This is a genomic window from Burkholderia sp. Bp9140 (assembly GCF_003853425.1).
Taxonomy (GTDB): domain Bacteria; phylum Pseudomonadota; class Gammaproteobacteria; order Burkholderiales; family Burkholderiaceae; genus Burkholderia.
The window spans coordinates 131,026-155,233 of sequence record NZ_QTPQ01000005.1 but is presented as its reverse complement, the minus strand read 5'-3'; the positions used below and the strand labels follow the sequence as shown (position 1 = coordinate 155,233).

Annotated in this window: 17 protein-coding genes; 16 read left to right on the top strand and 1 reads right to left on the bottom strand. The window is 63.3% G+C overall.

Annotated elements, in window-relative coordinates; genetic code table 11:
- The first annotated feature begins 134 nt into the window (after positions 1-134).
- The 16 genes from DIE21_RS06475 (at position 135) to DIE21_RS06400 (ending at position 22,962) form a co-directional block, all read left to right on the top strand.
- On the top strand, positions 135-1,580 hold the full coding sequence (locus DIE21_RS06475; protein ID WP_124496905.1) for a mannose-1-phosphate guanylyltransferase/mannose-6-phosphate isomerase: 1,446 nt from the start codon (positions 135-137) through the stop codon (positions 1,578-1,580).
- On the top strand, positions 1,580-2,374 hold the full coding sequence (locus tag DIE21_RS06470) for an ABC transporter permease (protein ID WP_124496904.1): 795 nt from the start codon (positions 1,580-1,582) through the stop codon (positions 2,372-2,374). The genes DIE21_RS06475 and DIE21_RS06470 overlap by 1 nt, the downstream gene beginning before the upstream one ends.
- Positions 2,374-3,594: an ABC transporter ATP-binding protein gene (locus DIE21_RS06465; RefSeq protein ID WP_124496903.1), complete on the top strand. Its 1,221-nt coding sequence runs from the start codon at positions 2,374-2,376 to the stop codon at positions 3,592-3,594. Before DIE21_RS06470 ends, DIE21_RS06465 begins: the two co-directional genes overlap by 1 nt.
- The gene (locus DIE21_RS06460; protein ID WP_124496902.1) at positions 3,591-4,985 is read left to right on the top strand and encodes a class I SAM-dependent methyltransferase; all 1,395 of its coding nucleotides are present in this window, start codon (positions 3,591-3,593) and stop codon (positions 4,983-4,985) included. Before DIE21_RS06465 ends, DIE21_RS06460 begins: the two co-directional genes overlap by 4 nt.
- Positions 4,986-5,043: 58 nt before the next feature.
- Positions 5,044-6,513, top strand: coding sequence for a bifunctional heptose 7-phosphate kinase/heptose 1-phosphate adenyltransferase (locus DIE21_RS06455; protein ID WP_311767433.1), 1,470 nt, complete (start codon positions 5,044-5,046; stop codon positions 6,511-6,513).
- Positions 6,510-6,890 (top strand): hypothetical protein, encoded by a 381-nt coding sequence (locus DIE21_RS06450; protein ID WP_124496900.1) that lies wholly within the window; start codon positions 6,510-6,512, stop codon positions 6,888-6,890. Before DIE21_RS06455 ends, DIE21_RS06450 begins: the two co-directional genes overlap by 4 nt.
- A gap of 12 nt (positions 6,891-6,902) precedes the next feature.
- Positions 6,903-10,559 (top strand): glycosyltransferase, encoded by a 3,657-nt coding sequence (locus DIE21_RS06445; RefSeq protein ID WP_124496899.1) that lies wholly within the window; start codon positions 6,903-6,905, stop codon positions 10,557-10,559.
- Between the two features lie 60 nt (positions 10,560-10,619).
- The gene (gene gmd / locus DIE21_RS06440; protein WP_105787408.1) at positions 10,620-11,654 is read left to right on the top strand and encodes a GDP-mannose 4,6-dehydratase; all 1,035 of its coding nucleotides are present in this window, start codon (positions 10,620-10,622) and stop codon (positions 11,652-11,654) included.
- The gene (locus DIE21_RS06435) at positions 11,632-12,549 is read left to right on the top strand and encodes an NAD-dependent epimerase/dehydratase family protein (protein WP_124496898.1); all 918 of its coding nucleotides are present in this window, start codon (positions 11,632-11,634) and stop codon (positions 12,547-12,549) included. Before gmd ends, DIE21_RS06435 begins: the two co-directional genes overlap by 23 nt.
- Complete coding sequence (locus DIE21_RS06430) at positions 12,546-13,697, top strand: glycosyltransferase family 1 protein (protein WP_124496897.1); 1,152 nt, start codon at positions 12,546-12,548, stop codon at positions 13,695-13,697. The genes DIE21_RS06435 and DIE21_RS06430 overlap by 4 nt, the downstream gene beginning before the upstream one ends.
- Positions 13,698-13,794: 97 nt before the next feature.
- Positions 13,795-14,799, top strand: a complete 1,005-nt coding sequence (locus DIE21_RS06425; protein WP_260432327.1) for a glycosyltransferase family 1 protein — start codon at positions 13,795-13,797, stop codon at positions 14,797-14,799.
- Complete coding sequence (locus tag DIE21_RS06420) at positions 14,796-15,986, top strand: glycosyltransferase (protein WP_124496895.1); 1,191 nt, start codon at positions 14,796-14,798, stop codon at positions 15,984-15,986. Before DIE21_RS06425 ends, DIE21_RS06420 begins: the two co-directional genes overlap by 4 nt.
- Positions 15,987-16,470: 484 nt before the next feature.
- On the top strand, positions 16,471-17,436 hold the full coding sequence (locus tag DIE21_RS06415) for an SDR family oxidoreductase (RefSeq protein ID WP_124496894.1): 966 nt from the start codon (positions 16,471-16,473) through the stop codon (positions 17,434-17,436).
- A 5-nt stretch (positions 17,437-17,441) separates the two neighbouring features.
- Entirely contained in the window at positions 17,442-18,458 is a 1,017-nt protein-coding gene (locus tag DIE21_RS06410; protein WP_124496893.1) for a glycosyltransferase family 4 protein, read from the top strand.
- Between the two features lie 12 nt (positions 18,459-18,470).
- Positions 18,471-20,354: a nucleoside-diphosphate sugar epimerase/dehydratase gene (locus DIE21_RS06405; protein ID WP_124496892.1), complete on the top strand. Its 1,884-nt coding sequence runs from the start codon at positions 18,471-18,473 to the stop codon at positions 20,352-20,354.
- 259 nt (positions 20,355-20,613) lie between these two features.
- Positions 20,614-22,962, top strand: a complete 2,349-nt coding sequence (locus DIE21_RS06400; RefSeq protein ID WP_260432326.1) for a protease pro-enzyme activation domain-containing protein — start codon at positions 20,614-20,616, stop codon at positions 22,960-22,962.
- Positions 22,963-23,092: 130 nt separating this feature from the next.
- On the opposite strand, the gene DIE21_RS06395 is transcribed toward DIE21_RS06400, so the two are convergent.
- Complete coding sequence (locus DIE21_RS06395; protein WP_124496890.1) at positions 23,093-24,199, bottom strand: glycosyltransferase; 1,107 nt, start codon at positions 24,197-24,199, stop codon at positions 23,093-23,095.
- Positions 24,200-24,208 lie beyond the last annotated feature (9 nt).

Genomic DNA, 24,208 nt, shown 5'->3' with positions numbered 1-24,208 from the left:
GTCGGCTATAATTCCGTCCCAACTAAGTTGGCCTAAGTGGCTGATATTTTTTGCTGACGGTCTGTTGAATCAAAGGCGAAAGGGGGTGAAAGCCTTCCTTTCGCGGTTGGAAAACCAAATCTGGAGTGAAAGTGATGTTGATCCCCGTCATCCTGTCTGGTGGCGCAGGCACGCGACTTTGGCCGGTCTCTCGTGAAGGGCACCCTAAACCGTTCATGAAGCTTGCGGACGGCGAGAGCCTGCTCTCGAAAACCTATCGCCGTGCGGCAGCCGTGGTTGGCAGCGACGCGGGGCCGGAGCAGCGGGAGATTCTCACGGTCACCAATCGCGACTACTACTTCATGAGCAAGGACGAGTTCGCAGGCGTGAAGCTTGGCGAATCGGTGTCCGGCGCATTCATGCTCGAACCTGCTGGTCGCAACACGGCACCGGCAGTCGCAATGGCGGCCCATCACGTCGCGGAAAAGTACGGGCGTGATGCGCTGATGCTGATTCTCGCGGCCGATCATCTGGTTCAGGATCAGCAAGGATTTTCCGCCGCGGTCGCGAGTGCCGTCGAACTGGCGAATCAGGACAAGCTGGTGACGTTCGGCATCGTGCCGACCCGCCCGGATACAGGCTTCGGTTACATCGAGGCCGGGGATACGATGGGCGCGGGCCGGGCCGCACTGCGCTTCGTCGAAAAGCCGGATGCCGACAAGGCGGCCGAGTATCTTGCCGCGGGCAACTATCTCTGGAATTCCGGGATGTTCTGCTTCAAGGCAGGGGTCATTCTGGCCGAAATGGCACGTCATGCGCCGGACGTTGCGACAGCCGCCGAGGCGTGCTGGTCGTCGCTGAAGGCGAACAACGCGTCGGCGCAGATGCTCGAGATTCCTGCGGAGTCTTTCGCAAAAATGCCCGACATCTCGATCGACTACGCGGTAATGGAGCGATCGGCGAACGTGGCGGTCGTGCCATCCAGTTTCGGGTGGAGCGATATCGGTTCTTGGGGTGCGGTTCGCGACCTGGTGTCGCCTGACGCGGATAGTAACCGCGCGATCGGCGAAGCAATCTTCGTCGACAGCCGGAATACCTATGTGCAGAGCCAGGACCGCGTGGTCGCGGCCGTGGGCGTGGCTGATCTGATGATCATCGATACGCCGGATGCGCTCCTGGTCGCGCATCCCGATTGCGCGCAGGACGTGAAGCGGGTCGTGGCTCGCCTCAAGAAACAGAATCACGAAGCGTACAAGCTGCATCGCACCGTGAGCCGTCCGTGGGGGACTTACACCGTGCTGGAAGAGGGGCCCCGCTTCAAGATCAAGCGCATCGAGGTCAAGCCGGGCGCCAGCCTGAGTCTGCAAATGCACCATCACCGGAGCGAGCACTGGATTGTCGTGTCCGGCATGGCCAAGGTCGTGAACGGAGATCAGGAAATCTTCGTGCGTACCAATGAGTCCACCTACATTCCCGCAGGCCACAAGCATCGACTCGAGAACCCGGGCGTGCTGGATCTCGTGATGATCGAGGTACAAAGCGGCGAATATCTCGGGGAAGACGACATCGTTCGCTTCCAGGACGTTTACGGGCGGGCGTGATGCTAGGGATGTTGAAAGTCCTTTGGGCCTATCGCGGTTTCATTCTGGGTAGCGTCAAACGGGAATTCCAGTCCAAGTACCGCAATTCCCTGCTCGGCGCGGCGTGGACGGTGCTCAATCCGCTGGCGATGATCGTCGTGTACACGGTGATCTTTTCGCGCGTCATGCATGCCCGCTTGCCCGGGGTGGACAGCACGTTTGCGTACAGCATCCACTTGTGCGCCGGCGTGTTGCCGTGGGCCATGTTTGTCGAAATCGTCAGCAATGGCCAGAACACATTCGTCAACAACGCGAACCTGCTCAAAAAGCTGAGCTTCCCGCGGTTGTGCCTGCCGATCATCGTGGTGATCAATGCGCTGGTCAATTTCGCGATCGTGTTCGGGCTGTTTACGGTGTTCCTGCTGATGACGGGCAACTTCCCGGGTTTGGCCTATTTCGCCGTCATTCCCGTGTTGACCCTGATGACGTTGTTTGCCATCGGACTGGGCATCACGCTCGGGGTGTTGAACGTGTTCTTTCGCGACGTGGGGCAGTTCTTCGGGATCGTGCTGAATTTCTGGTTCTGGCTGACGCCGGTCGTCTATGCGGCCAACATTTTGTCCAAGTCGGCACAGGAGGCGTTGCGCTTCAACCCGATGGCACCCGTGATCGAAGCCTTCCAGGTCACGATGGTGCAACACGTCTGGCCGGACTGGTCGGCGCTGCTGTATCCGTTCGTATTGAGCATCGCGCTGTGTCTCGCCGGCTTCAGTCTGTTCCGCAAGCATGCGGGTGAAATGGTGGATGAACTCTGATGGGCACCATTACCGTTACCAATCTTGGCAAGGCATACAAACAGTATCCGACGCGGTGGTCACGTCTTCTCGAGTGGCTGGATCCGCGCGGCAAGCCTCATCACACGCTGCACTGGGTGCAGCGTGACGTCAGTTTCTCGGTTCGTTCCGGCGAGGCGCTGGGTATTGTCGGCATCAACGGTGCCGGCAAGAGCACGCTGCTGAAAATGATTGTTGGAACCACGCAGCCGACCGTCGGCAGCGTGACGCGAACCGGCCAGATCGCAGCATTGCTCGAGCTGGGAATGGGGTTCCATGCGGACTTCACCGGGCGCCAGAACGTGATGATGGCAGGGCAACTGCTCGGTTTCAGCGTCGAAGAGATTGTCGCGTTGATGCCGGAAATCGAGGCGTTCGCCGAAATCGGCGAATACATCGACCAGCCGGTGCGCGTTTATTCGAGCGGGATGCAGGTGCGTCTCGCGTTCAGTGTCGCGACGGCTCGTCGTCCGGATATCCTGATCGTCGACGAGGCGCTCTCGGTCGGCGACGCCTATTTCCAGCACAAGAGTTTCGATCGCATCCGGGAGTTTCGCAAGCAGGGCACGACGTTGTTGATCGTCGCGCACGACAAGGCCGCGATTCAGGCCATCTGTGATCGCGCGATCCTGCTGAATGCCGGGCGGCTGGAGATGGAAGGGACGCCCGAAGCGGTCATGGATTACTACAACGCGATGCTGGCGGACCATCAGGATCAGGAAGTACGTCAGGAAGTGCTCGAGAGTGGCAAGGTCCAGACGATTTCCGGTACGGGTGAGGTCACGATCGATCAGGTTGCGTTGCTGAATCGGGACGGCAGGTCGATCGAGGTCGCTCAAGTCGGGCAGCCGGTGACGCTGCGGATTTCCGCCGAATGTCGTGAGTCCGTGCAGGATCTGGTCATGGGCTTCATGATCAAGGACCGACTGGGGCAGACAGTCTTTGGCACCAACACGCACAATCTCAAGTCCGACATCGGCGATGTGGCTGCCGGGGCGAATGCGACGGTCGATTTCGAATTCCCGGCGAATATCGGCCCGGGCAGCTATTCGGTTGCCGTTGCGTTGCATACGGGCAGTACGCACATGCAGAACAATTTCGAGTGGAGGGACCACGCCCTTACATTCAATATGGTGAACGGCAACGTGAGCGAGTTCGTCGGAATGACGTGGATGCCGACACAGGCGAAGGTGGTGTCGTGAGTGACAATTTCTACCGGGCGTTCGAAGAGCGGTATTACGCGCCCCGGGACCTCATCAAAAGCATCCGCAAGCAGTATTTGCCGTTCGTCGAACCGCTGGCATCGATCTATCCGGGTGGCCGCACGTTCGACCTCGGCTGTGGCCGCGGCGAGTGGCTGGAACTGATGTCCGAACGAGGCTTGACGCCTTTCGGCGTTGACCTGGACGCCGGCATGCTGCAGGCCTGCGAGGAGCGTGGCCTGCCCGCGACGCAGGGCGATGCGGTGGCCTATCTGAAGACGCTGGAATCCGACAGTCAGGTCGTCGTGTCGGCTTTCCATGTCGTCGAACACATTACCTTCGAGCAGTTGCAGACTGTCGTTTCGGAGGCGTTGCGGGTATTGCGGCCTGGCGGTTTGCTGATTCTCGAAACGCCCAATCCGGAAAATATCGCCGTCGCGACCAACAACTTTTACCTGGATCCCACGCATCAGAAGCCGATTCCGTCGCTGCTGTTGTCTTTCGTGGCCGAGCATGGTGGATTCGAGACGGTGAAGACGCTACGGTTGCAGGAATCGCCGGCGTTGCGTAATCCTGATCATCCGGTGTCTCTGCTGGACGTGATCCGGGGTGCGAGTCCCGACTATGCGGTCATCGCGCAGAAGGCTGCCGGTCCGGAAATCAAGGAGAAGTTTGCCCAGGTGTTCGCGGCTGAGTACGGTTTGTCGCTGGAGCAGCTTGCCGACCGTTACGAAGCGCGAACGGATGCCGTACGGCTTCGGATGGACAAGGTCGAGGCGGGAGTCGAGCGGGTCGACGAACTGGTGCGCGTGATCAACGGGCAGCTCCATCTGGCCCAGGAGCGGCTTCAGTCCGTCGAAGCTGATCTGAACGCCGGGCAAAGGCAGGTCGTCGAGGACCGGCTCAAGCTTGCGGAGGAACGGTGCCGGCATGCAGAGGAACTGCGCCAGCACGCGGAGAACCAGCTTGGCGCCGTTGAGGCGCGGGCTCAACATGCCGAAGCGCAGGCGCGGCAGGCGAATGAACTGTTGCACGCCGTGCTGCACAGCACGTCCTGGCGTGTGTCGAAGCCGGTGCGTATCGTAGGCATGCCGCTTCGCAGATTGACGTCTGCAATTCGCGAGCGCAGGTTGCTGACAGGGATCAAGACGCGAATCAAGGGCGTGCTCAGAGTCGGGGCGGCTGAACTGGCGAAGCGGCCGGCACTGAAGCGTGCCGCCCTCAGGTTGGTGAGGATGAGTCCGGCACTGGATCGTCGACTGCGCGCCGTCGTGACACAGTCGGCGAGCGCTGCCGTCGGTTCTCCTGCGTCTCAACGCGCGTTGCCGGAGTCGGCCCGTGAGGTGCTCGACGAGCTCCGGGCTGCCGCACGTGCGTCTGAATCCCGGTGACGAGGCGCGTAACCGGATAGATGGAACTGCCGTGCACGCGAACAGTGTGCCGGCAACAATGGTAAGTGCTGCTTTGGAAACAACATCCCCCATGCATAAACCCCAGCCTGCTAACGCAATCAGACCTCGAATCCTGGTGGTTGGCGACATCATGCTTGACCGCTACGTCATGGGTGGCGTCTCTCGCATTTCTCCTGAGGCACCGGTTCCCGTTCTGGCGGTCGGTCGCGAAGAGAATCGGCCCGGCGGTGCTGCGAATGTGGCCGCCAACGTCAGTGCCATGGGAGGGGACGCGACGCTGCTGGCGGTGGTCGGTCACGACAGCGCGTCCATCGAGCTTCAGAAGTGCCTGCAGGAGTACGGCGTCCGGACGCTGTTCGTGTCCGACCCCGAGGGAGGCACGACGCAAAAGACCCGCTTGATGGCGGGTGCGCAACAGATCGCCCGCGTTGATCGCGACGTGCGTCCGACGGCGCGTACCCAGGCGCTGCTGCTCGAAGAATTCAGGCGGGTCGCATCCGACCATGACCTGATCGTGTTTTCGGACTATGCGAAGGGTACGCTGGACCACCTGCCGGAATTTCTGGCGGCGGCCGCGGCTTTGAATGTTCCCACGCTCGTTGATCCGAAGCGGACCGACCCCGCGTTCTATCGCGGCGCAACATTGCTCAAGCCGAACAATTCCGAGTTCATCGGACTGTTCGGCGACTACACCTCCGAAGAGGAACTGCTGGAACGGGCCCATCACGCGTTGAGCGAGCTGAACTTGCGGCATCTCGTCGTGACCCGTGGCGCGAAGGGCATGGTCTATGTGAGTACTGACGGCCATCTGGGCAGCATTCCCACGCACGCGCGTGATGTGTTCGATGTATCGGGCGCCGGCGATACCGTGCTCTCGGCGCTCGCACTGGCGCTGGCCCGCGGTACGCCGGTATCCGAGGCGGTGCATATCGCCAATGTGGCGGCGGGCATCGCGGTCTCCCATTCCGGTACCTATGTGGTCACGGCGGATGAAGTTCGCGATCAACTGTATCCGTCACGCCAGCGCGCCCCCAAGCGGGTGGATGAGGAAACACTCGGGAAGCTGCTGCTGACGCATCGGCAGCGAGGGGAAGTCATCGTGTTCACCAACGGCTGTTTCGACACGCTGAACCCTGGCCATACCCGCTTCCTCAACGAAGCGCGTGCGCAGGGCGACATTCTGGTCGTGGGGCTCAATTCCGATGCTTCGGTGCACGAACTCGACGGGTCCGCGCGCCCGGGAAATTCCCTGGCCCATCGCGCCGAAGTGCTGGCTGGCCTGGCAGCAGTGGATTACGTGGTGGAGTTCGATGCGCCGACGCCGTTGAAACTGATCGAGTCGCTCGAACCCGATGTTCTCGTGAAGGGCGGCGATTACGAAGTGCATGACATCGTTGGACATGACGCGGTAAATGCCCGCGGAGGCCGCGTGGCCGCGCTCGCGTTCCACGATGGCTACCCGACCGCGCGCGTCGTTCGGAAGATCAGCGCGGTGCGTGATCAATGACCTTGCTTGCCGTAAAAGAGGCGTGGAGCGTGCGCGGGTTGCGCGAAGCGGGCGTGCAGCGATGGGCAGTCCGGGGCGGCGATGCCGGTTTGGGCCTGTTTCACGAGCGGCTCGGCTTTTCAGGTCGTCCGCGGAGCGCGCTGCTTCGTCGCTCGATGGTGCAATGCCGTCAGCTCGACGTTGTGAGCCATACGAGTTTTCAAGGCTTGTTTGACGGCAGTGCTCTGATTGAACGAACCTGGAGCGAGGTTCAGCGCCGCTTTGGCCACTCGAGGCTGCCCTTTGGACGGGCATTTTCCGTCAGCGCGCCCCGATGCGCTGCTGCGCCGGATTGTTCCGGGATCAAGACGGCCTCATGGGCGTCGCTAGCCAAGTAAAGTAGGACAACCATGCGAATCGTTATTGACATGCAGGGAGCGCAAACCGAGAGCCGCTTCCGGGGCATCGGGCGCTATTCCCTTTCCTTGGCGCTTGCCATTGCCCGCAATGCGGGAGACCACGAAGTCTATCTGGCGCTCAGCGGACTTTTCCCTGAGACCATCGGACCGATACGTCAGGCATTTCGGGGACTGGTGCCGCAGGAGCGGATTCGGGTCTGGCAGGCGCCGGGGCCGATGCGCTGGATCGACGCACACAATGCGTCGCGTCGCGCCATTGCCGAACGGGTGCGCGAGGCGTTTCTGGAAACGCTCGATCCCGATATCGTGCTGGTCACCAGCCTGTTCGAGGGGTTGGGGGACGACGCGGTCATCAGCATCGGGGCATTGGGTGAGCCGCTGCCGACCGCGGTCATCCTTTACGACCTGATTCCGCTGATCAACCCGGACGAGCATTTCCGCACGAATCCTGTTCATCGTGGCTACTATGCAGACCGCATCGAAAACCTGAAGCGTGCGCGGCATCTTCTTGCGATCTCGGAGAGTGCCCGGCAGGAGGCGTTGGGTGCATTGCCTTTTTCGCCCGAGAAGGTGACCAATGTGTCGGGCGCTTGCGATGAGACGTTTACCCGCGTCGTGCCCGATGCAGACCAGATGGCGACCCTGAAGAAACGCCTGGGGGTAACCCGGCCTTTCATCATGTACACGGGTGGCGCCGATGCACGCAAGAACCTCCCGCGGCTGATCGAGGCGTTCGCCGACCTGCCCGATACGTCGCGCCGTCACCACCAGCTGCTGTTTGTCGGTCGAATGCCGCAGTCGGAAGTGAGCGCGCTTCGTGCCCATGCACAACGCGTCGGTCTCCGTGGCGACGAGCTGTTGTTCAGCGATTACATCTCCGATGACGAGTTACTGGCGTTGTTCAGTACGTGCCGCCTGTTTGTCTTCCCGTCCCTGCACGAAGGATTTGGCTTGCCGCCGCTTGAAGCGATGGCATGCGGCGCAGTGGTGATCGCGGCCGACAGCACCAGCCTTCCGGAAGTCATGGGCAGCCCCGAGGCGCTGTTCGATCCGCAGTCGGTCCCGGCCATCAGCGCCAAGATGCATGCGGCGCTGACTGACGAGGGCCTGCGTGCGCGGTTGCTGGAGAACGCCAGGATTCAGGCGCAGGCATTCTCGTGGGATCGCAGCGCCAAGCTCGTGTTGCAGGCCATCACGCCCTTCGAGCGCCCCCGTGAGTCGCGGACGGTGCGCGCAGTGACCTTCGAGCGCACCACGCTGTTCGAGCCGAAAATCAAAAGAATCCTGCTGCTCAAGCTGGATCACATGGGGGATCTGCTGCTGGCGGTGCCGGCTATCTCCCGTCTGCGCGCACGATACCCGAAGGCCAGTATCGATGTCGTGGTGGGTAGCTGGAATCAGGCGTTGGCTCAAACCCTGCCGTTCTTCGACCGGGTGTTGACGCTCGACTACTTCAAGCGCAAATCGTCGTTGCAGGCGGATCTGTCCGATGGTTCATTAGCCGAGTTCGTGAAGCAGCTGGGTTCCTACGACCTGGCTATCGATTTGAGGCGACAGCCTGATACACGGTTCGTCCTGGCACAAGTCGAGGCGGGGCTCAAGGTCGGCTACGGCAGCCTCAATCCAGCCATCGATGCCAAGCTCGACATCGCGCTGCCCACGTATCAGGATCGGCCGTTCGTGGAAACGCCGCTGAATCGCATTTCGATCAGCGAGCAGATGCTGGCTCTGGTCGACGCGCTCCCGGCTCATCCGTCCGACTATGTGGTTTTGCCGCCGCTCGCGGCCCCGGTGCAACAGCATACTCGTGCGGTTGCGCTGTTTCCTTACGCCGGCGGCGATGCGAAGGAATGGCCTGTCGCGCGGTTCCACGAACTGGCACGCCGGCTGGCCGCGGACGCCTCGGTGGAACGCGTCAGCGTCTTTTTTGCCAGCGAAAAGGAAGCTCAGCGTTTCAGCTTTGACGGCATCGAAAAAGTAGTGATTCAGGCGGGGCTCAGCATTCCCGAACTGATGCAGCATCTCGCCGGCCACCAGCTATGCGTCGCCAACAATTCCGGCGGCGCGCACATGGCGGCCTATCTGGGCGTGACAGCGTTAGGCGTCTACGGCGGTTTGGAAACCGCGCACGAATGGGCGCCTGTGTTCGGCAACAGCTATGTCTTGCATAATGAGGCGGCTTGCTCCCCTTGCCACATTGCCGCGCGACGCGATTGTCCGCACGAGTTTTTCTGTCTCGATGACATCGCTGTGGATGACGTGTATGCCCACTGTCGGGAACTGCTTGATCAGAATGGTGCGGTGGTGCCGGCGGCACAGTCGCGTCCGAGCATCCAGTCGACACGCAAAAAACTGATTCAAGCCCTCGCGCCTTTGGTACGTCAATGCAACGAAGACGAGTTGAGTCAAGTGGCGCAGGGCATTGCACTCAGTTTGCCCAAGCGGACGCATCGCGCGCTGTTTGTCGATGTATCGCAGCTGGTCAACCACGATGCCCGGACCGGAATTCAACGGGTCGTACGGAGTATCCTGAGCGAGCTGCTCAACGACCCACCGAAGGACTTCGAGGTATGGCCGGTCTACGCGAAGCATGACCGAACGGGGTACTTTTATGCGAAACGTCTGCGGTCGGAATTCATGGGGCAGGGTGACCCCGGATCGGAGCAGGAAGATCCCATCGATTTTCAGGCGGGCGATGTCTTTTTGGGGCTGGACCTAAACCCGGATGGCGTGCCTGCTCAGGAAGCGTTCTTTGATGAAATGCATCGCCATGGTGTTCGGATCCTGTTTGTGGTGTACGACCTCTTATGCGTGCTGATGCCGAATTATTTCAGGCCCGGGAGCATGGAGCTGTTCGAGCAATGGCTGAACACGATCTCTCGATATGATGGCGTTGTTTGCGGCTCGCAGACCGTGTCGAATGACTTCACCCAATGGTTGCACGAGCATCATCCTCAGCGTGAGGGAGCGCTTGAGGTGGGCTGGTTCCATTACGGGGCAGACGTACAGAATTCGCGACCGAGCACTGGCATGCCGAGCGACGCGCCTCGTATACTCGAGGCGCTGCGCGCGGCTCCCAGCTTTTTGATGGTGGGGACGGTCGAGCCGCGTAAAGGGCATGCGCAGGCGTTGGCGGCTTTCGAGCAGCTCTGGCAGGAAGGTACGGCGGTCAATCTGGTGATCGTCGGCAAATCCGGATGGCTGATCGAGAAGCTGGTTGCACGTCTGCGAGCGCATCCCGAGCTTGGAAAACGACTATTCTGGCTGGAGAGCATCAGCGATGAATACCTGGAGCAAGTCTATGGCGCTTGCTGCTGTTTGCTTGCGGCGTCTGAAGGAGAGGGCTTCGGGTTGCCGCTGATCGAGGCGGGGCACAAGCATCTGCCCATATTGGCTCGAGATTTGCCGGTGTTCCGCGAGGTCGCGCTGGACCACGCGCATTACTTCCACGGCACGAGCGGTGAAGCGTTGGCGGAGGCCGTGACACACTGGCTCACGCTGTATCGGCAAGGCGCACACCCGAAGTCCGAGGGAATGCCCACGCTGACGTGGCAAGCCTCGGTTCAGCAGTTGCTGGACAGCGTATTGCCGACGCGCCAGGTCATCAAGGTCGTCCCCCGCATGGAAGTATCCGCGGAGACAGAGTGACATTGCCGTCAATCATCCGATAAAGATTTTGCAAGAGAACTTAAGATGAATTCTCAAACTATGAAAGTTTCCATCATTACCGGCATCACTGGCCAAGACGGTGCCTATCTCGCCCAGCTCCTGCTCGAGAAGGGCTATCAGGTCTATGGCACTTATCGCCGCACCAGCTCGGTGAACTTCTGGCGTATCGAAGAGCTTGGCATCGCCAAGCACCCGAACCTGCACCTGATCGAATACGATCTGACGGACCTGTCGGCGAGCATCCGCCTGCTGCAGACGACGGGCGCCACGGAGGTCTACAACCTCGCCGCGCAAAGCTTTGTCGGCGTGTCCTTCGACCAGCCGGTCACCACGGCGGAAATTACCGGGATCGGTCCGCTGAACCTGCTTGAGGCGATCCGCATCGTCAATCCGAAGATCCGCTTCTACCAGGCGAGCACGTCCGAAATGTTCGGCAAGGTGCAGGCGATCCCCCAGATTGAATCGACGCCGTTCTATCCGCGCAGCCCGTATGGCGTGGCCAAGCTGTATGCGCACTGGATCACGGTGAACTACCGCGAAAGCTACGATATCTTCGGCTGTAGCGGCATCCTGTTCAATCACGAATCGCCGTTGCGCGGCCGCGAGTTCGTCACGCGAAAGATCACCGACTCCGTCGCGAAGATCAAGCTTGGTCAGCTCGACGTGCTCGAACTGGGCAATATGGACGCGAAGCGCGACTGGGGTTTCGCGAAGGAATACGTGGAAGGTATGTGGCGCATGCTGCAGGTCGACGAACCGGACACGTACGTGCTCGCCACGAATCGAACGGAAACCGTCCGCGATTTCGTCCGCATGGCGTTCAAGGCCACCGGTGTCGATCTCGAGTTCAAGGGCAGCGACGTGAATGAAATCGGCGTCGATGTCGCGACCGGCAAGACGGTTGTGCGCGTCAATCCGAAGTTCCATCGCCCGGCCGAAGTCGACCTGCTGATCGGCAACCCGGAGAAGGCGAAGCAGAAGCTGGGCTGGGAGCCGACGACGACGCTCGAGCAGCTGTGCGCCATGATGGTTGAAGCGGATTTGCGTCGCAATGAACTCGGCTTCTCGTTCTGACGCGCCGCGGGCTCTGGTGACAGGGCTCGGCGGCTTTACCGGCGACTTCCTGGCGCAGTCGTTGCGAGCGGCCGGCTATCGCGTGTTCGGCACGACGCACGGTTCCGAAGTGACGGGGCCCGATATGTATCGGGTCGACTTGTGCGACCGCGCGGCGCTCGCACAGGTCGTCACCGACGTGCAGCCGGATGTGGTCGCGCATCTTGCCGCGATCGCGTTCGTTGCGCACGGTGACGCCGATGCGATCTATCGCACCAACGTGGTCGGCACCCGCAACCTGCTCGACGCGCTCGCGAATCTGGACCGCCGTCCGAAGGCGGTGCTGCTCGCGAGCAGTGCCAACATCTACGGCAACGCGGCGGTTGAAGTCATCGACGAATCGGTTGAGCCCAACCCGGCGAACGACTACGCGGTGAGCAAGCTGGCGATGGAGTACATGGCGCGCCTGTGGTGCGACAAATTGCCGATCGTTGTCGCGCGTCCGTTCAACTACACGGGCGTCGGGCAGTCGCCGCAGTTCCTGCTGCCGAAGATTGTCAGCCACTTCCAGCGCGGCGAACGCGTGATCGAACTCGGCAATATCGATGTCGAGCGTGATTTCTCCGACGTGCGCCGCGTGGTGGATGCCTATCGACGCTTGCTGCAGCTCGCACCGGCCGGCGGCGTGTTCAACGTATGCTCCGGTCGTGCGGTGTCGCTGAAGGCGGTGATCGCGATGATGGAGAAGATTGCCGGTTACACGATCGAAGTGCGCGTCAACCCGGCTTTCGTGCGCGCGAACGAAGTGCGGCGGTTGCAGGGTGACGGTACGCGGCTGCAGGCCGCCATCGGCCCGCTCGACGATATTCCGCTGGAAAGCACGCTGCGCTGGATGTTTGGCGGAGGGCGTGGGTGAAGGTCGGTTTTGGCACGACGGCCCTCGCACGGAGCCGTGCGCACGGCGGCGTCGACGGTATTGGTTCGTACACGCGCGAATTGGGACAGGCGCTGATCGCGCGGGGCGGGGTCGACCTGGTTCCCGCCGGTTTTGGCGCGACCGTCGGGGACGACGTATTTCCGGGCGCCCGTCCGGCGGTGGATCTCGGTCGACATGAAATCGCGACGGTGCTGGGTGCCGTGACGCCGTGGTCGTCCATCGACGAGAAGGTACTGCGCGCGGAACGCGTGGACGTGTTTCATGCGACCGATCACCTGATTCCGAAGCTGCCCTCGACACCGGTCATCGCGACGCTGATGGACGCGATTCCGCTGTCGCATCCGGAGTGGACGACGATCCGGTTGGCGGCGCTGCGCCGTTGGCTGCTGCGTCGTTCGGGCGCCTGGGCCGACCATGTGATCACGATCTCCGACTACTCGAAGCAGGAGATCGTCGAACATTTCGGCATTGCGCCGGAGCGGATTTCGGTTGTTCCGCTGGGTGTCCATCCCCGGTTCTTCGAGCGGATCGATCGGGCCGATCGCGAGGCGGTGCTGAAGCGTCTCGGCTTGCCGGCGCAATTCTTCCTGTGCGTCGGGACCCTGCAACCGCGGAAGAATCTCGAGCGAGTGCTCGACGCCCATGCGAGTTTGCCTGCCGGTCTGCGTCGCGATATCCCGCTCGTGATCGTCGGCCGGGCCGGGTGGGGCTGCGAGCAACTCGTGGCGCGCCTGCGCGCGGACGAGAGTGATAACGTACGTTGGCTCGAATATCTGCCTGATCACGACGTGCGCGCGCTGCTTCAGTCGGCAAGCGCGCTGGTGTTCGCGTCGCTGTGCGAGGGTTTCGGGTTGCCCGTCGTGGAAGCGTTTGCTTCGGGGCTGCCGGTCGTCGCGTCGAGCACGACGTCCGTTCCGGAAGTCGCGGGCGACGCGGCGATCCTGGTCGATCCCACCCGGACCGGCGACATCGCCGACGGCATGAGAATGGTGGTCGAGCAGCCCGGCCGGGCCGACGTGCTTCGCGAGGCCGGGCTGGCGCGAGCGCGAGCGCTGACCTGGCCGGCTTGCGCGGAGAAGACGCTGGCCGTCTACGAAACCGTCCTGGGCGGAACACGTCGTCAATGAATCAATTCGCTTCAAGGAGCACCGCGTGAAGTTGGGGGTGGACATCACCTGGATGGTCGGCAACTACCGCGGCATGGGGCGCTTCGCCCGTCAACTGGTGGCGCCGATCGGCGAGTCGGTGCTGGGCTTCGCGCCAAGCGGGGTGAGCACCGACGAATGGCCGTGCGTCAGCAAGGGGCACGGTTTCTTTCCGTGGTGGGAGCAGGTCGAGTTGCCGCGCTTGTGCCGCGAGCAGAAGCCGGACTATCTGCTGTGCCCGTACAACACCGGGCCGCTGCGCTCCACCGGCAACACGCCACTGATCGCGGTCATTTACGATCTGATCTACATGCAGCCGTGGAGCGTGCTGCCGCCGGCGAGGTCGCTGTATCAGACCGCCGGGCGCCTGTATCGCCGCCATGTGGTCCCGCGGCTGGCACGCCGGGCCGACGTCGTGCTGACCATCTCGCGGTTTACGCAGCGGGAGTTGGTCGAGACGTTCGGGCTGAGCGAGTCCGACGTGCAGGTCATCCCGTGCATGATTTCGGACGACTGGTTCGACGCACCGGTGAGCCCGGCGGAGCGTCGGCCGTACCTGTTCACGGTCGCGGGCGAGGTGCCGAGCAAGAACGTCGATCGCCTCTTGCAGGCGTTCGCGATCGCGCGGCCGGTGCTTGGTGATGACGCTACGCTCAGGATCGCCGGGATCAAGTCCGAACATCACGCGCACTTTCTCGGGCGGGCGGCAGCGCTCGGGCTCGCGGGTGCCGTCGAGTTGCTCGGCTATGTTTCGCGGGACGAACTGCGCGAACAGTATCGTCACGCACGCGCATTCATCTTTGCTTCGTTGTTCGAAGGGTTCGGCATTCCACTGCTGGAGGCGATGGCGTCGGGTACGCCGGTTGCGTGCAGCAATACGACGTCGATGCCCGAGGTGGTCGGCGATTGTGGCCTGCAGTTCGATCCCTTTGTGGTGGAAGACATGGCGGAGCAGATTCGCAAGGTATGGAACGACGGCGCGCGATTCGACGTCGCGATCGGCGACGGTGTCGCCCGCGCGCGTACCTTCTCGGAGTCGGCCGTGCGTCCGTTGATTCAGGATTTCTGGGCACGTCTGCCATGAACCAGGGCAAGAAGAAGTTGCTGGTGCTGACGCCGCGGTTTCCGTACCCGGTGATCGGCGGCGACAAGTTGCGGATCTACCATCTTTGCCGTGTGCTGTCCCGTCGATACTCGCTGACGCTGCTGAGCATGTGCGAGACGGACGAGGAGATGCATGCCGCGTTGCCCGACGATGGCGTATTCGACCGGGTCGAACGGGTCTTTCTGTCCCGCCGGCGATCGTACTTGAATACGTTGCTCGCGTTGCCCACGCGCACGCCGCTGCAGGTGGCGTACTACCGGAGCCGTGCGTTTGCGGCGGCGGTGGCGCGATTGCTGCCGTCGCACGACGGCGTCTTCGTGCATCTCGTGCGTTGCGCCGAGTATGTCCGCAAGTCGGACAAGCCGCGCGTCCTGGAAATGACCGATGCGATTTCGCTCAACTACAGCCGGGTGAAGCAGTTGAAGCGCGCACGGGGGCTGAAGTCGCGCGTGTTCGGCATCGAGGCGAAGCGCCTGCTCGACTACGAGCGCACGATCGTCGACGATTTCGACCTGTCGGTGCTGGTTTCCCGGACCGATCGCGACTACCTGTTTCCCGGCGAGTCGGGCAAGAAGGTGATGGTGTGCTCGAACGGCGTGGATTTGTCAGGCCTCCCGTACATGGCGCGCAGCATGGCGAGCCGGATCCTGATTTTCATCGGTGACATGCGCACGGTCCAGAACCAGGACATGTGCCACTATTTCGCGGAGGCCGTGCTGCCGTTGCTGCGCAAGCGTGCCGATTACCGCTTCCGGATCGTCGGGTCCATCGCGCCCGCACTCGCGGAACGATTTCGCGCGTATGACGGCGTCGACGTGACCGGCCGCGTGGAGTCGGTCGCGCAAGCCGCATCCGACGGCGCAATCGGCGTGTGCCCGATGCGCATCGGTGCCGGTGTGCAGAACAAGATTCTCGAGTACATGGCGCTCGGGCTGCCCGTGGTCACCACGTCGCTGGGCCACGAGGGCCTGGGTGCGGAAAGCGGTCGCGATCTGCTGATCGCGGATACGCCGGAGGAATTCGTCGATCGGATCGAGCAGCTCGCCGCCGACGAGGCCGGGGCGGTCGAGATGACGACGCGAGCGCGAGCCTTCGTCGAGCACGAGCACGGTTGGGAACGGATGCTCGCGCCGCTCGTCGACGAGGTGGGGGCGTTGCTGGCCTGAGCGGCGGCAGGTCCGGCTCTCGTGGTGCCGGTGGCCGCGGGGCCGGAGCCTGTGGCTTGGTTGCGGCGGATCGGCAAGGTTACAATATTCGCGCATCGATTCGGCACCGTCGACACGCCGCCGCCAATGGCCATCGGTCGGGACCGCGTCGTGGCGATACCGCCGTCCCCGCAAGCGGGGCGAGTCGCGCCGCGCGACGCCTTCATCCGATACGGAGCCCGACCATCGCCGCGTCTTTCCCTAGGGTTGCATCCGGCAGCCCATGCTTTGATGCACTGCCGGATGCCGGTCGCGCGGCACTGATCAATCACGGTGCCGGCGAGCGGCATGCCTTACGTCTTCGAGATCCCGACGTGTTTGTCTCAACATCCCTTTCCGTTCCCCCGTGCCGTTCCAGCATGCATCGGCCCACGCCGCCTGCCCGCGCGACAGGCGGGTTCAGGATGCTTCGTCGAGTCGTCAGCCGACACGGCCGGAGGGGGCGATGACCCATCTCGTCGTCACCGGCGCGAACGGTTTTGTCGGCCGTGCCCTGTGCCGCCGTGCGCTGCAGGCCGGGTACACGGTTACCGCGCTGGTACGGCGACCGGGCGGCTGCATCGACGGCGTGCGCGAATGGGTACACGGCGCCGCCGATTTCGATGCGCTGGATGAAGGGTGGCCGGCCGATCTGGCCGCCGACTGCGTGATCCATCTCGCCGCCCGTGTGCACGTAATGCGCGACGAGTCGCCCGATCCCGACGCCGCGTTCGACGCCACCAACGTCGTCGGCACCCTGCGTCTCGCCCGGGCGGCGCGCAATCGCGGCGTACGCCGCATCGTGTTCGCGAGCAGCATCAAGGCGGTCGGCGAGGGCGACGACGGTGTGCCGCTGTCGGAAGCCGTCGAACCCGATCCGCAGGATGCATACGGCCGTTCGAAACTGCGTGCGGAGCGACAACTCGCGCAGTTCGGCGCGTCGGCCGGGCTCGACGTCGTCGTCGTTCGTCCTCCGCTCGTTTATGGCCCGGCCGTACGCGCCAACTTCCTGCGGATGATGGATGCGGTCGCACGCGGGATACCGTTGCCGCTCGGCGCCGTTTCGGCGCGCCGCAGCATCGTCTACGTCGACAATCTCGCGGATGCGCTGCTGCGTTGCGCGATCGACCCGCGCGCGGCCGGCGAATGCTTTCATGTTGCCGACGGCGATGCGCCGTCGGTCGCGAACCTGCTGCGTCTCGTCGGCGACGCGCTTGGCAGGCCGGCACGGCTGATCGCGGTGCCGCCGGCGCTGCTGCGCGTGCTCGGGAAGCTGACGGGCCGCAGCGCGGCCATCGACCGCCTGACCGGCAGCCTGCAGCTCGATACCGGCCGGATCGGGCGCGTGCTTGGCTGGCAGCCGCCCTATACGACCCGCCAGGGCCTCGAAGCGACCGCCGCATGGTATCGTTCGCGCGATACACAACAATAGTCGACATGCCTCTCCCGATCTCCACATGGCCTGGTGCGGTCGTGGTGGCGCTGGTCGCCGCCATCGCGTCGACGGCCATCCTGCGCATGCTGCTTGCGACCGGCCTCGCATGGCGCCTCGCCACCGATATTCCGAACGATCGTTCGCTTCATACGCTGCCGACGCCGCGGGTCGGCGGATGGGGAATCGTGCCGGTCTGCGTTGTCATGCTGCTGGCGCTTGCGCCGGCGTTGTGGCTGATTGCCGCCTCGGCCGCGGGGCTGGCGGCGATGTCGCAAATCGACGACCGGCGCGGGCTGCCGGCCCGCGTGCGATTCTCGGCTCACCTCGCGGCGGTGGTTGCGCTGATCGCCGTCTATCCGGCCGATGCGCCATGGTGGCTGCTCGTCGGCGTCGGCTTCGTGATGGTCTGGCTGACGAACCTGTACAACTTCATGGACGGCGCCGACGGCCTCGCGGGCGGTATGGCGCTGTTTGGCTTCGGTGCATACGCAGTCGCGGCGCTGAACGGCGCGGGCCCGTCACCGGAGCTCATCGTGGCGGGTGCGGCCGTGGCTGGCGCGGCGCTCGGCTTCCTGTTGCTCAACTTCCATCCGGCCCGCCTGTTTCTCGGCGACGCCGGCTCGATTCCACTGGGATTCCTGGCCGGCGCGCTCGGCTACTGGGGATGGCGTGCCGATGCCTGGCCGATCTGGTTTCCCGCGCTCGTCTTCGCGCCCTTTATTGCCGATGCGTCTGTAACACTTTTGAGACGTCTGTTACGCGGAGAAAAGTTCTGGCAGGCGCACCGGGAGCATTATTATCAAAGGATGGTCCGCTCGGGCGTAGGTCACCGCCGGACTGCTCTTTATTGGTACCTCATCATGCTCGCAGGCATAATCGTTGCCGTGTGGGCAAAGGGCCGCCCTGAACAGCAGCAATGGCTGTTGTTTTTCGCATGGTATGGCGTCCTTGCATGTATCGGGTTGGTGATCGACATGCGTTGGCGCCGGTTTCAGTCGGCCGCCGAAAACAACTCTTGAGGTTTCCTGCCAATGTTGCGATCCAAAGCATCGTGGCTGTCGCTGAGTGCTTTCCTGTTCGACCTGACGGCGGTTGTTGCCTCGTGGTTGTTCGCTTATCTCGTTCGTTTCAACGGTAGCGTTCCGCCTGATTTCCTGGGCGGCGCGGTGACCGCGCTCGTCTGGACGCTGCCGGTCTACGCGCTGATGTTCCACGTGTTCGGCCTGTATCGCGGCCTGTGGGTGTTCGCCAGCCTTCCCGACCTGATGCGAATCTCGAAGGCGGTCGTCGGCGGCGGCGTGATCGTGATGATCGGGGCCGTGATGTTCCAGCCGTCGCCGATCATCCCGCGCTCGGTGCTGCTCGTATCGCCGCTGATGCTGTTCCTGGTGATGGGCGGCGCCCGTGCGCTGTACCGGGCGACGAAGGAGTTCTACCTGTACGGCGGCCTCGTCGGGCAGGGCAAGCCCGTGCTGGTTCTCGGCGCCGGCACGGCGGGTGCGAGCCTCGCGCGCGAGCTGTCGCGTTCGGGCGAATGGCGCCTCGTCGGCTTGCTCGATGACGACGTCACCAAGCACGGGCGCGAGATCTACGGCTACAAGGTGCTCGGCTCGTTCAACGACCTGAAGCACTGGACCGACGCGATGAAGGTCGAGTACGCGATCATCGCGATTCCGTCGGCGTCCGTCGAAACCCAGCGACGAGTCGCGACGCTGTGCGTGCGCGCCGGCGTGAAGGCGATGGTGCTGCCGTCCCTGACCGCACTGATGCCGGGGCAGGGGTTCCTGTCGCAGGTGCGCAATATCGACCTCGAGGATTTGCTCGGCCGAGATGCGGTGACGATCGACACGCCGCACGTCGAGGCGCTGCTGCGCGGCCGTGTCGTGATGGTGACGGGCGCAGGCGGTTCGATCGGCTCCGAGCTGTGCCGACAGATCCTTCGTTTTGCACCCGCGCAGCTCGTCGCGTTCGATCTGTCCGAATACGCGATGTATCGGCTCACCGAGGAGTTGCGGGAACGCTTCCCCGACCAGCCCGTCGTGCCGATCATCGGCGACGCGAAGGATTCGCTGCTGCTCGATCAGGTGATGTCGCGCTATGCGCCGCACATCGTGTTCCATGCAGCCGCGTACAAACATGTGCCGTTGATGGAGGAGCACAACGCGTGGCAGGCGCTGCGCAACAACGTGCTCGGCACGTATCGCGTCGCGCGCGCGGCGATCCGGCACGGCGTTCGCCATTTCGTGCTGATTTCGACCGACAAGGCCGTCAACCCGACCAACGTCATGGGCGCGAGCAAGCGTCTCGCCGAGATGGCGTGCCAGGCGTTGCAGCAGACGAGCGGCGGCACCCAGTTCGAGACCGTGCGGTTCGGCAACGTCCTCGGCAGCGCAGGCAGCGTGATTCCGAAGTTCCAGCAGCAGGTCGCGAAGGGGGGGCCGGTGACCGTCACGCATCCCGAGATCACGCGGTTCTTCATGACGATCCCGGAAGCGTCGCAACTCGTGCTGCAAGCGTCGAGCATGGGTCATGGGGGCGAGATATTCATCCTCGACATGGGCGAGCCCGTCAAGATCGTCGATCTCGCGCGCGACCTGATTCGGCTGTACGGCTTTTCGGAGGGACAGATCCGGATCGAGTTCACGGGGTTGCGGCCGGGCGAAAAACTCTATGAGGAACTGCTCGCGGACGACGAGACGACGACGCGCACGCCCCATCCGAAACTGCGGATCGCGCGTGCGCGGGAAGTGCCGGATCACCTGCTCGACGAATTGCTGCCGTGGCTGATGCAGAATCGTGTGTTGAGCGATGACGAAGTCCGGCGCGATCTGCGGCGCTGGGTGCCGGAATACCAGTCGACGGTTGCACCCGTGCTGCAGAGTGTGCCGGACGTGCGGGCCGCATCGAACGAGTGAGCATCGGCTGCGCGCGTGTATCGGTCACGCCCGGTAAGAAAAGCGCCCTTGAGGCGCTTTTTTTATTCCGGTCACGGACCAGCCCGTTCTCGGCCACCCGCACCCACCGGCCGCATTCATTTGACTACCGGCCGATTCCTTCCTATGTTTTCCTCAAGGTAACCGTGCGATTGCCGTAAAAGAAGAACGAGGTGAAAAGCCAGATACGAGATCTACGGTCCATACAAATCCAATGAAAGCGCAGCATATTGCAAGGGGAATGAGCGCGGCACTCATGGTGTTCGCGCTCGCCGGGTGCGGCGGCGACGAGAGTCCGACGGCGGCCGCGACCAGTGCCACAGTGCAGACCGGCAAACTGTCGGCACTGCGTGCCACGGGCAACGTGGTAAGCGCGACGCCGATGAGCGCGACGGCGCCGGTCCATGTCGCGCTGGTACTCAAGCTGAATGACGAAACCGCGTTGCATCGCTTCGTGCAGGACGCGCGAACGCCTGGCAGCGCCAGTTTCGGCACCGTGCTGAGTTCCGAGCAGATCGCCGCGCGATACGCGCCTGGCGCCGGCCAGGTCGCCACCGTGAAGGCCTATCTGCAAAGTAAGGGCTTCACGAACATCAACGTCGCCGGCAACAACATGATCGTCGAAGCCGATGCGCCGGCCGGCGTGATATCCGGCGTGTTCCAGACGACGCTGGTGCCGGTCGCGATGGCGGACGGCAGCCGCGCACACATCAACACCGCGCCGGAGACGATGCCCGATGCGATCGGCGGGGTCGTTCAATCGGTGCTGGGGCTGGATACGGCGACCCGCCTCCGTCCGCATTTCGTTCGCGCCACCCTTTCGGCAGCAGCGCCGCAAGCGAATGCGTCGCCGACAACCGCGGCCGTGACGGTGGGGCATAGTCCGACGGACTTTCCCGGCATCTATTCCGTGGGCAGTGCTCCGACGGCCAGCAACATCACCGTGGGCATCATTGCGGAAGGCGACCTGACGCAGCCGGTCATCGACCTGGCCACCTTCGAAAGCAACCACCAGCTGCCTGCCGTGCCCGTTTCGGTGATCAACGCCGGATTGCCAAGCACCGACACCAGCGCGAACCTCGAATGGTCGCTCGATAGCCAGACCGTCGTCGGGATGTCCGGCGGCATCAAGCAACTCAACTTCTATGTCGCGCGGTCCTTCACGTGGAGCGATATGGCGCTCGCGATCAATCGGGCCGTGACGGACAACACCGCCCGCGTCGTGAACATGTCGATCGGCGGTTGCGAGAGCTGGGCGCCGACGGCCGCCATCGACACGCTGTTCGAGCTCGCCGTCGCGCAGGGACAGACTTTCGCGGTCAGTTCCGGGGATTCAGGCAGTGTTGCATACGGCTGCACCGGCACGTCGGTGCAGTATCCTGCGACGTCGCCTTATGTCGTGGCCGTGGGCGGCACGACGCTCTATACGAACGGGAACGGCAGCTACGGCGGCGAGACGGCCTGGGACGGCAGTGGCGGCGGCATCAGCGGCATCGAGCCGATTCCATCGTGGCAGTCGAACGTTCCGGCGCTCAAGGGCCGCGCTTTTCGGGGCATGCCGGACATCGCGTTCGACGCCGATCCGAACAGCGGCGCACTGATCGTCGTGGGCGGTCAACTCGAGCTGGTGGGCGGGACGAGCCTGTCCGCGCCGCTGTTTTCCGCGACCTGGGCGCGCATGCTGTCCGGTGCCTGCGCGACCAATCTCGGGTTCGCGGCGCCCACGCTGTACAGTGCGGAAGCCACGACGCCATCGATCTTCCGCGATATCACCAACGGGTCGAACGGCGCCTACAGTGCGGGTTCGGGATGGGACTTCGTGACCGGCTGGGGCACGCCGAGCGTCAGCGTGCTGCATTCGTCGATATGCGTGCCGACGGCGCCGATCTACGGCGGGGTGATCAACGAAGGCACGACGCTCAAGTCGGGGCAAATCGTGTACTCGGCTTCCCAAAGCCATCGACTGGTCATGCAGGGTGACGGCAACCTCGTGCTGTACAACACGACCAGCGGTGCCGCAGTCTGGAACTCGGGGACCAACGGAAACGCCGGCGCCTATGCCGTGTTCCAGACCGACGGCAACTTCGTGGTCTACAGCGCGGGAAGCACGCCGTTGTGGTACTCGTCGACCAGCAGCGCGTCGTATGGCCAGAGTCTTACCGTGCAGGACGACGGCAACATGGTGATCTACCGGTTGTCGGTACCGGTATTTGCCACGGCGACTTCCGCGGCCGGCATGGCGAATTCCTCGAGCGGCCCCGCCGTCTGGAAGGGCGGCGTCACCCTGACCAGTGGCCAGAGTCTGACTTCGGGCAACGGCGCGAACGTGCTCGTCATGCAGGGTGACGGGAATCTGGTGCTGCTTCGCCAGGGCGTTCCGAAGTGGAGTTCGCGTACTTACAATCATTCGGGTGCGTATGCGACGATGCAAACGGACGGCAACCTGGTCGTCTACAGTTCGGCGGGGGCACCGCTCTGGTATTCCGGCACCAGTGGGAATCCGGGGGCAGTCACGGACGTCCAGGACGACGGTAACGTCGTGATCTATTCGCAAGTACCCGGCTGGAGCACGAACACCTCGGGAAGCTAGCGGTCCATTCGTCGAGCCGCCGCGGCGCCGTCATGATCCTGTCGGCAACGGCGGCTCGTCCTTCAACGGGGCACCCGCGTCGTCGCGCGAACCGGCCGCCCGCCGACGGTACGCCGGCCGCCCGCCGCGCTCAATGCCCGCGCCTTTCCTTCCTCACGACCATCCACCGCGGCACCCTGAACCGCACGATGCTGAGGTACAGCCACACATAGGTCAGCGCGAACAGCACGACGAACACGAACAGGTGCACGGTGTGCCGCCAGAACAGCGTCGCGGGAATCACCGCGACGAGGCACAGCAGCCACAGATAAGGCGAAGTCAGCGAATTCCGCCGCGTGAGGTCATGCGCATGCTTGGTGCCGACGGCCCAGCGCATCAGCCGCTTGTACACGAGCATGTGCAGGTGCACGCCATCCGGAATCCCGGGCGACATCCCGCGAATGAACTTCTTCCGGTAGATCGAGAAGCAGGTCTCGAAGATCGGATACATGAACAGCAGCACCGGGTACCACGCGGACACTTCCCGGTTGCGCATCACCAGCATGATCGCGAGCTCGGCGAGCATGAAGCCGATGAAATACGCGCCGCCGTCGCCGAGGAAGATCAGGCCGGCCGGGAAATTCCACAGGAAGAAGCCGAGCACGGCGCCCATCATGATGATCGACGCGGACATCACCACCGGGTCGCCCACATGGAATGCCACATACGCGAGCGACGCGAACATCATGAAGCTGACCATCGACGCGAGGCCGTTGAAGCCGTCGATGATGTTGATCGCGTTCGCCAGCGCCGCGACCGCGAGCACGGTGATGAACGCCGAAATGGCCACGTAGTGGAGCAGGAAGTCGAGCGGCGGCACGCTGATGCGCGTGACCGCGATCCCCAGCAGCCAGAACGCCAGCGCGGCGGCGGCCATCGTGCACAGCAGCCGCGCGCGCGGCGACACGCGCTTGGTCAGGTCCTCGACGAGGCCCGACAGGAACGCCGGCATCCCGCAGGCGGCGATCCCGAGAATGCTGCCGGCGATCGTCGGATAGCGCCGGGACAGGATCAGCGCGGCAACGACGACCCCAGCGAGGATCCCGATGCCCCCGACGCGCGGCACCGGCCGCACGTGGAATTTCTGCACGCCGGCCAGGTCGCTGTCGATCGAGAATTTCTCGTGCAGATGCGCATAGCGCACGATGAACAGCGTGACGAGCAGGGAGACGATGAAGCCGGACGCGAAGCTGAGCATGGGATCGCT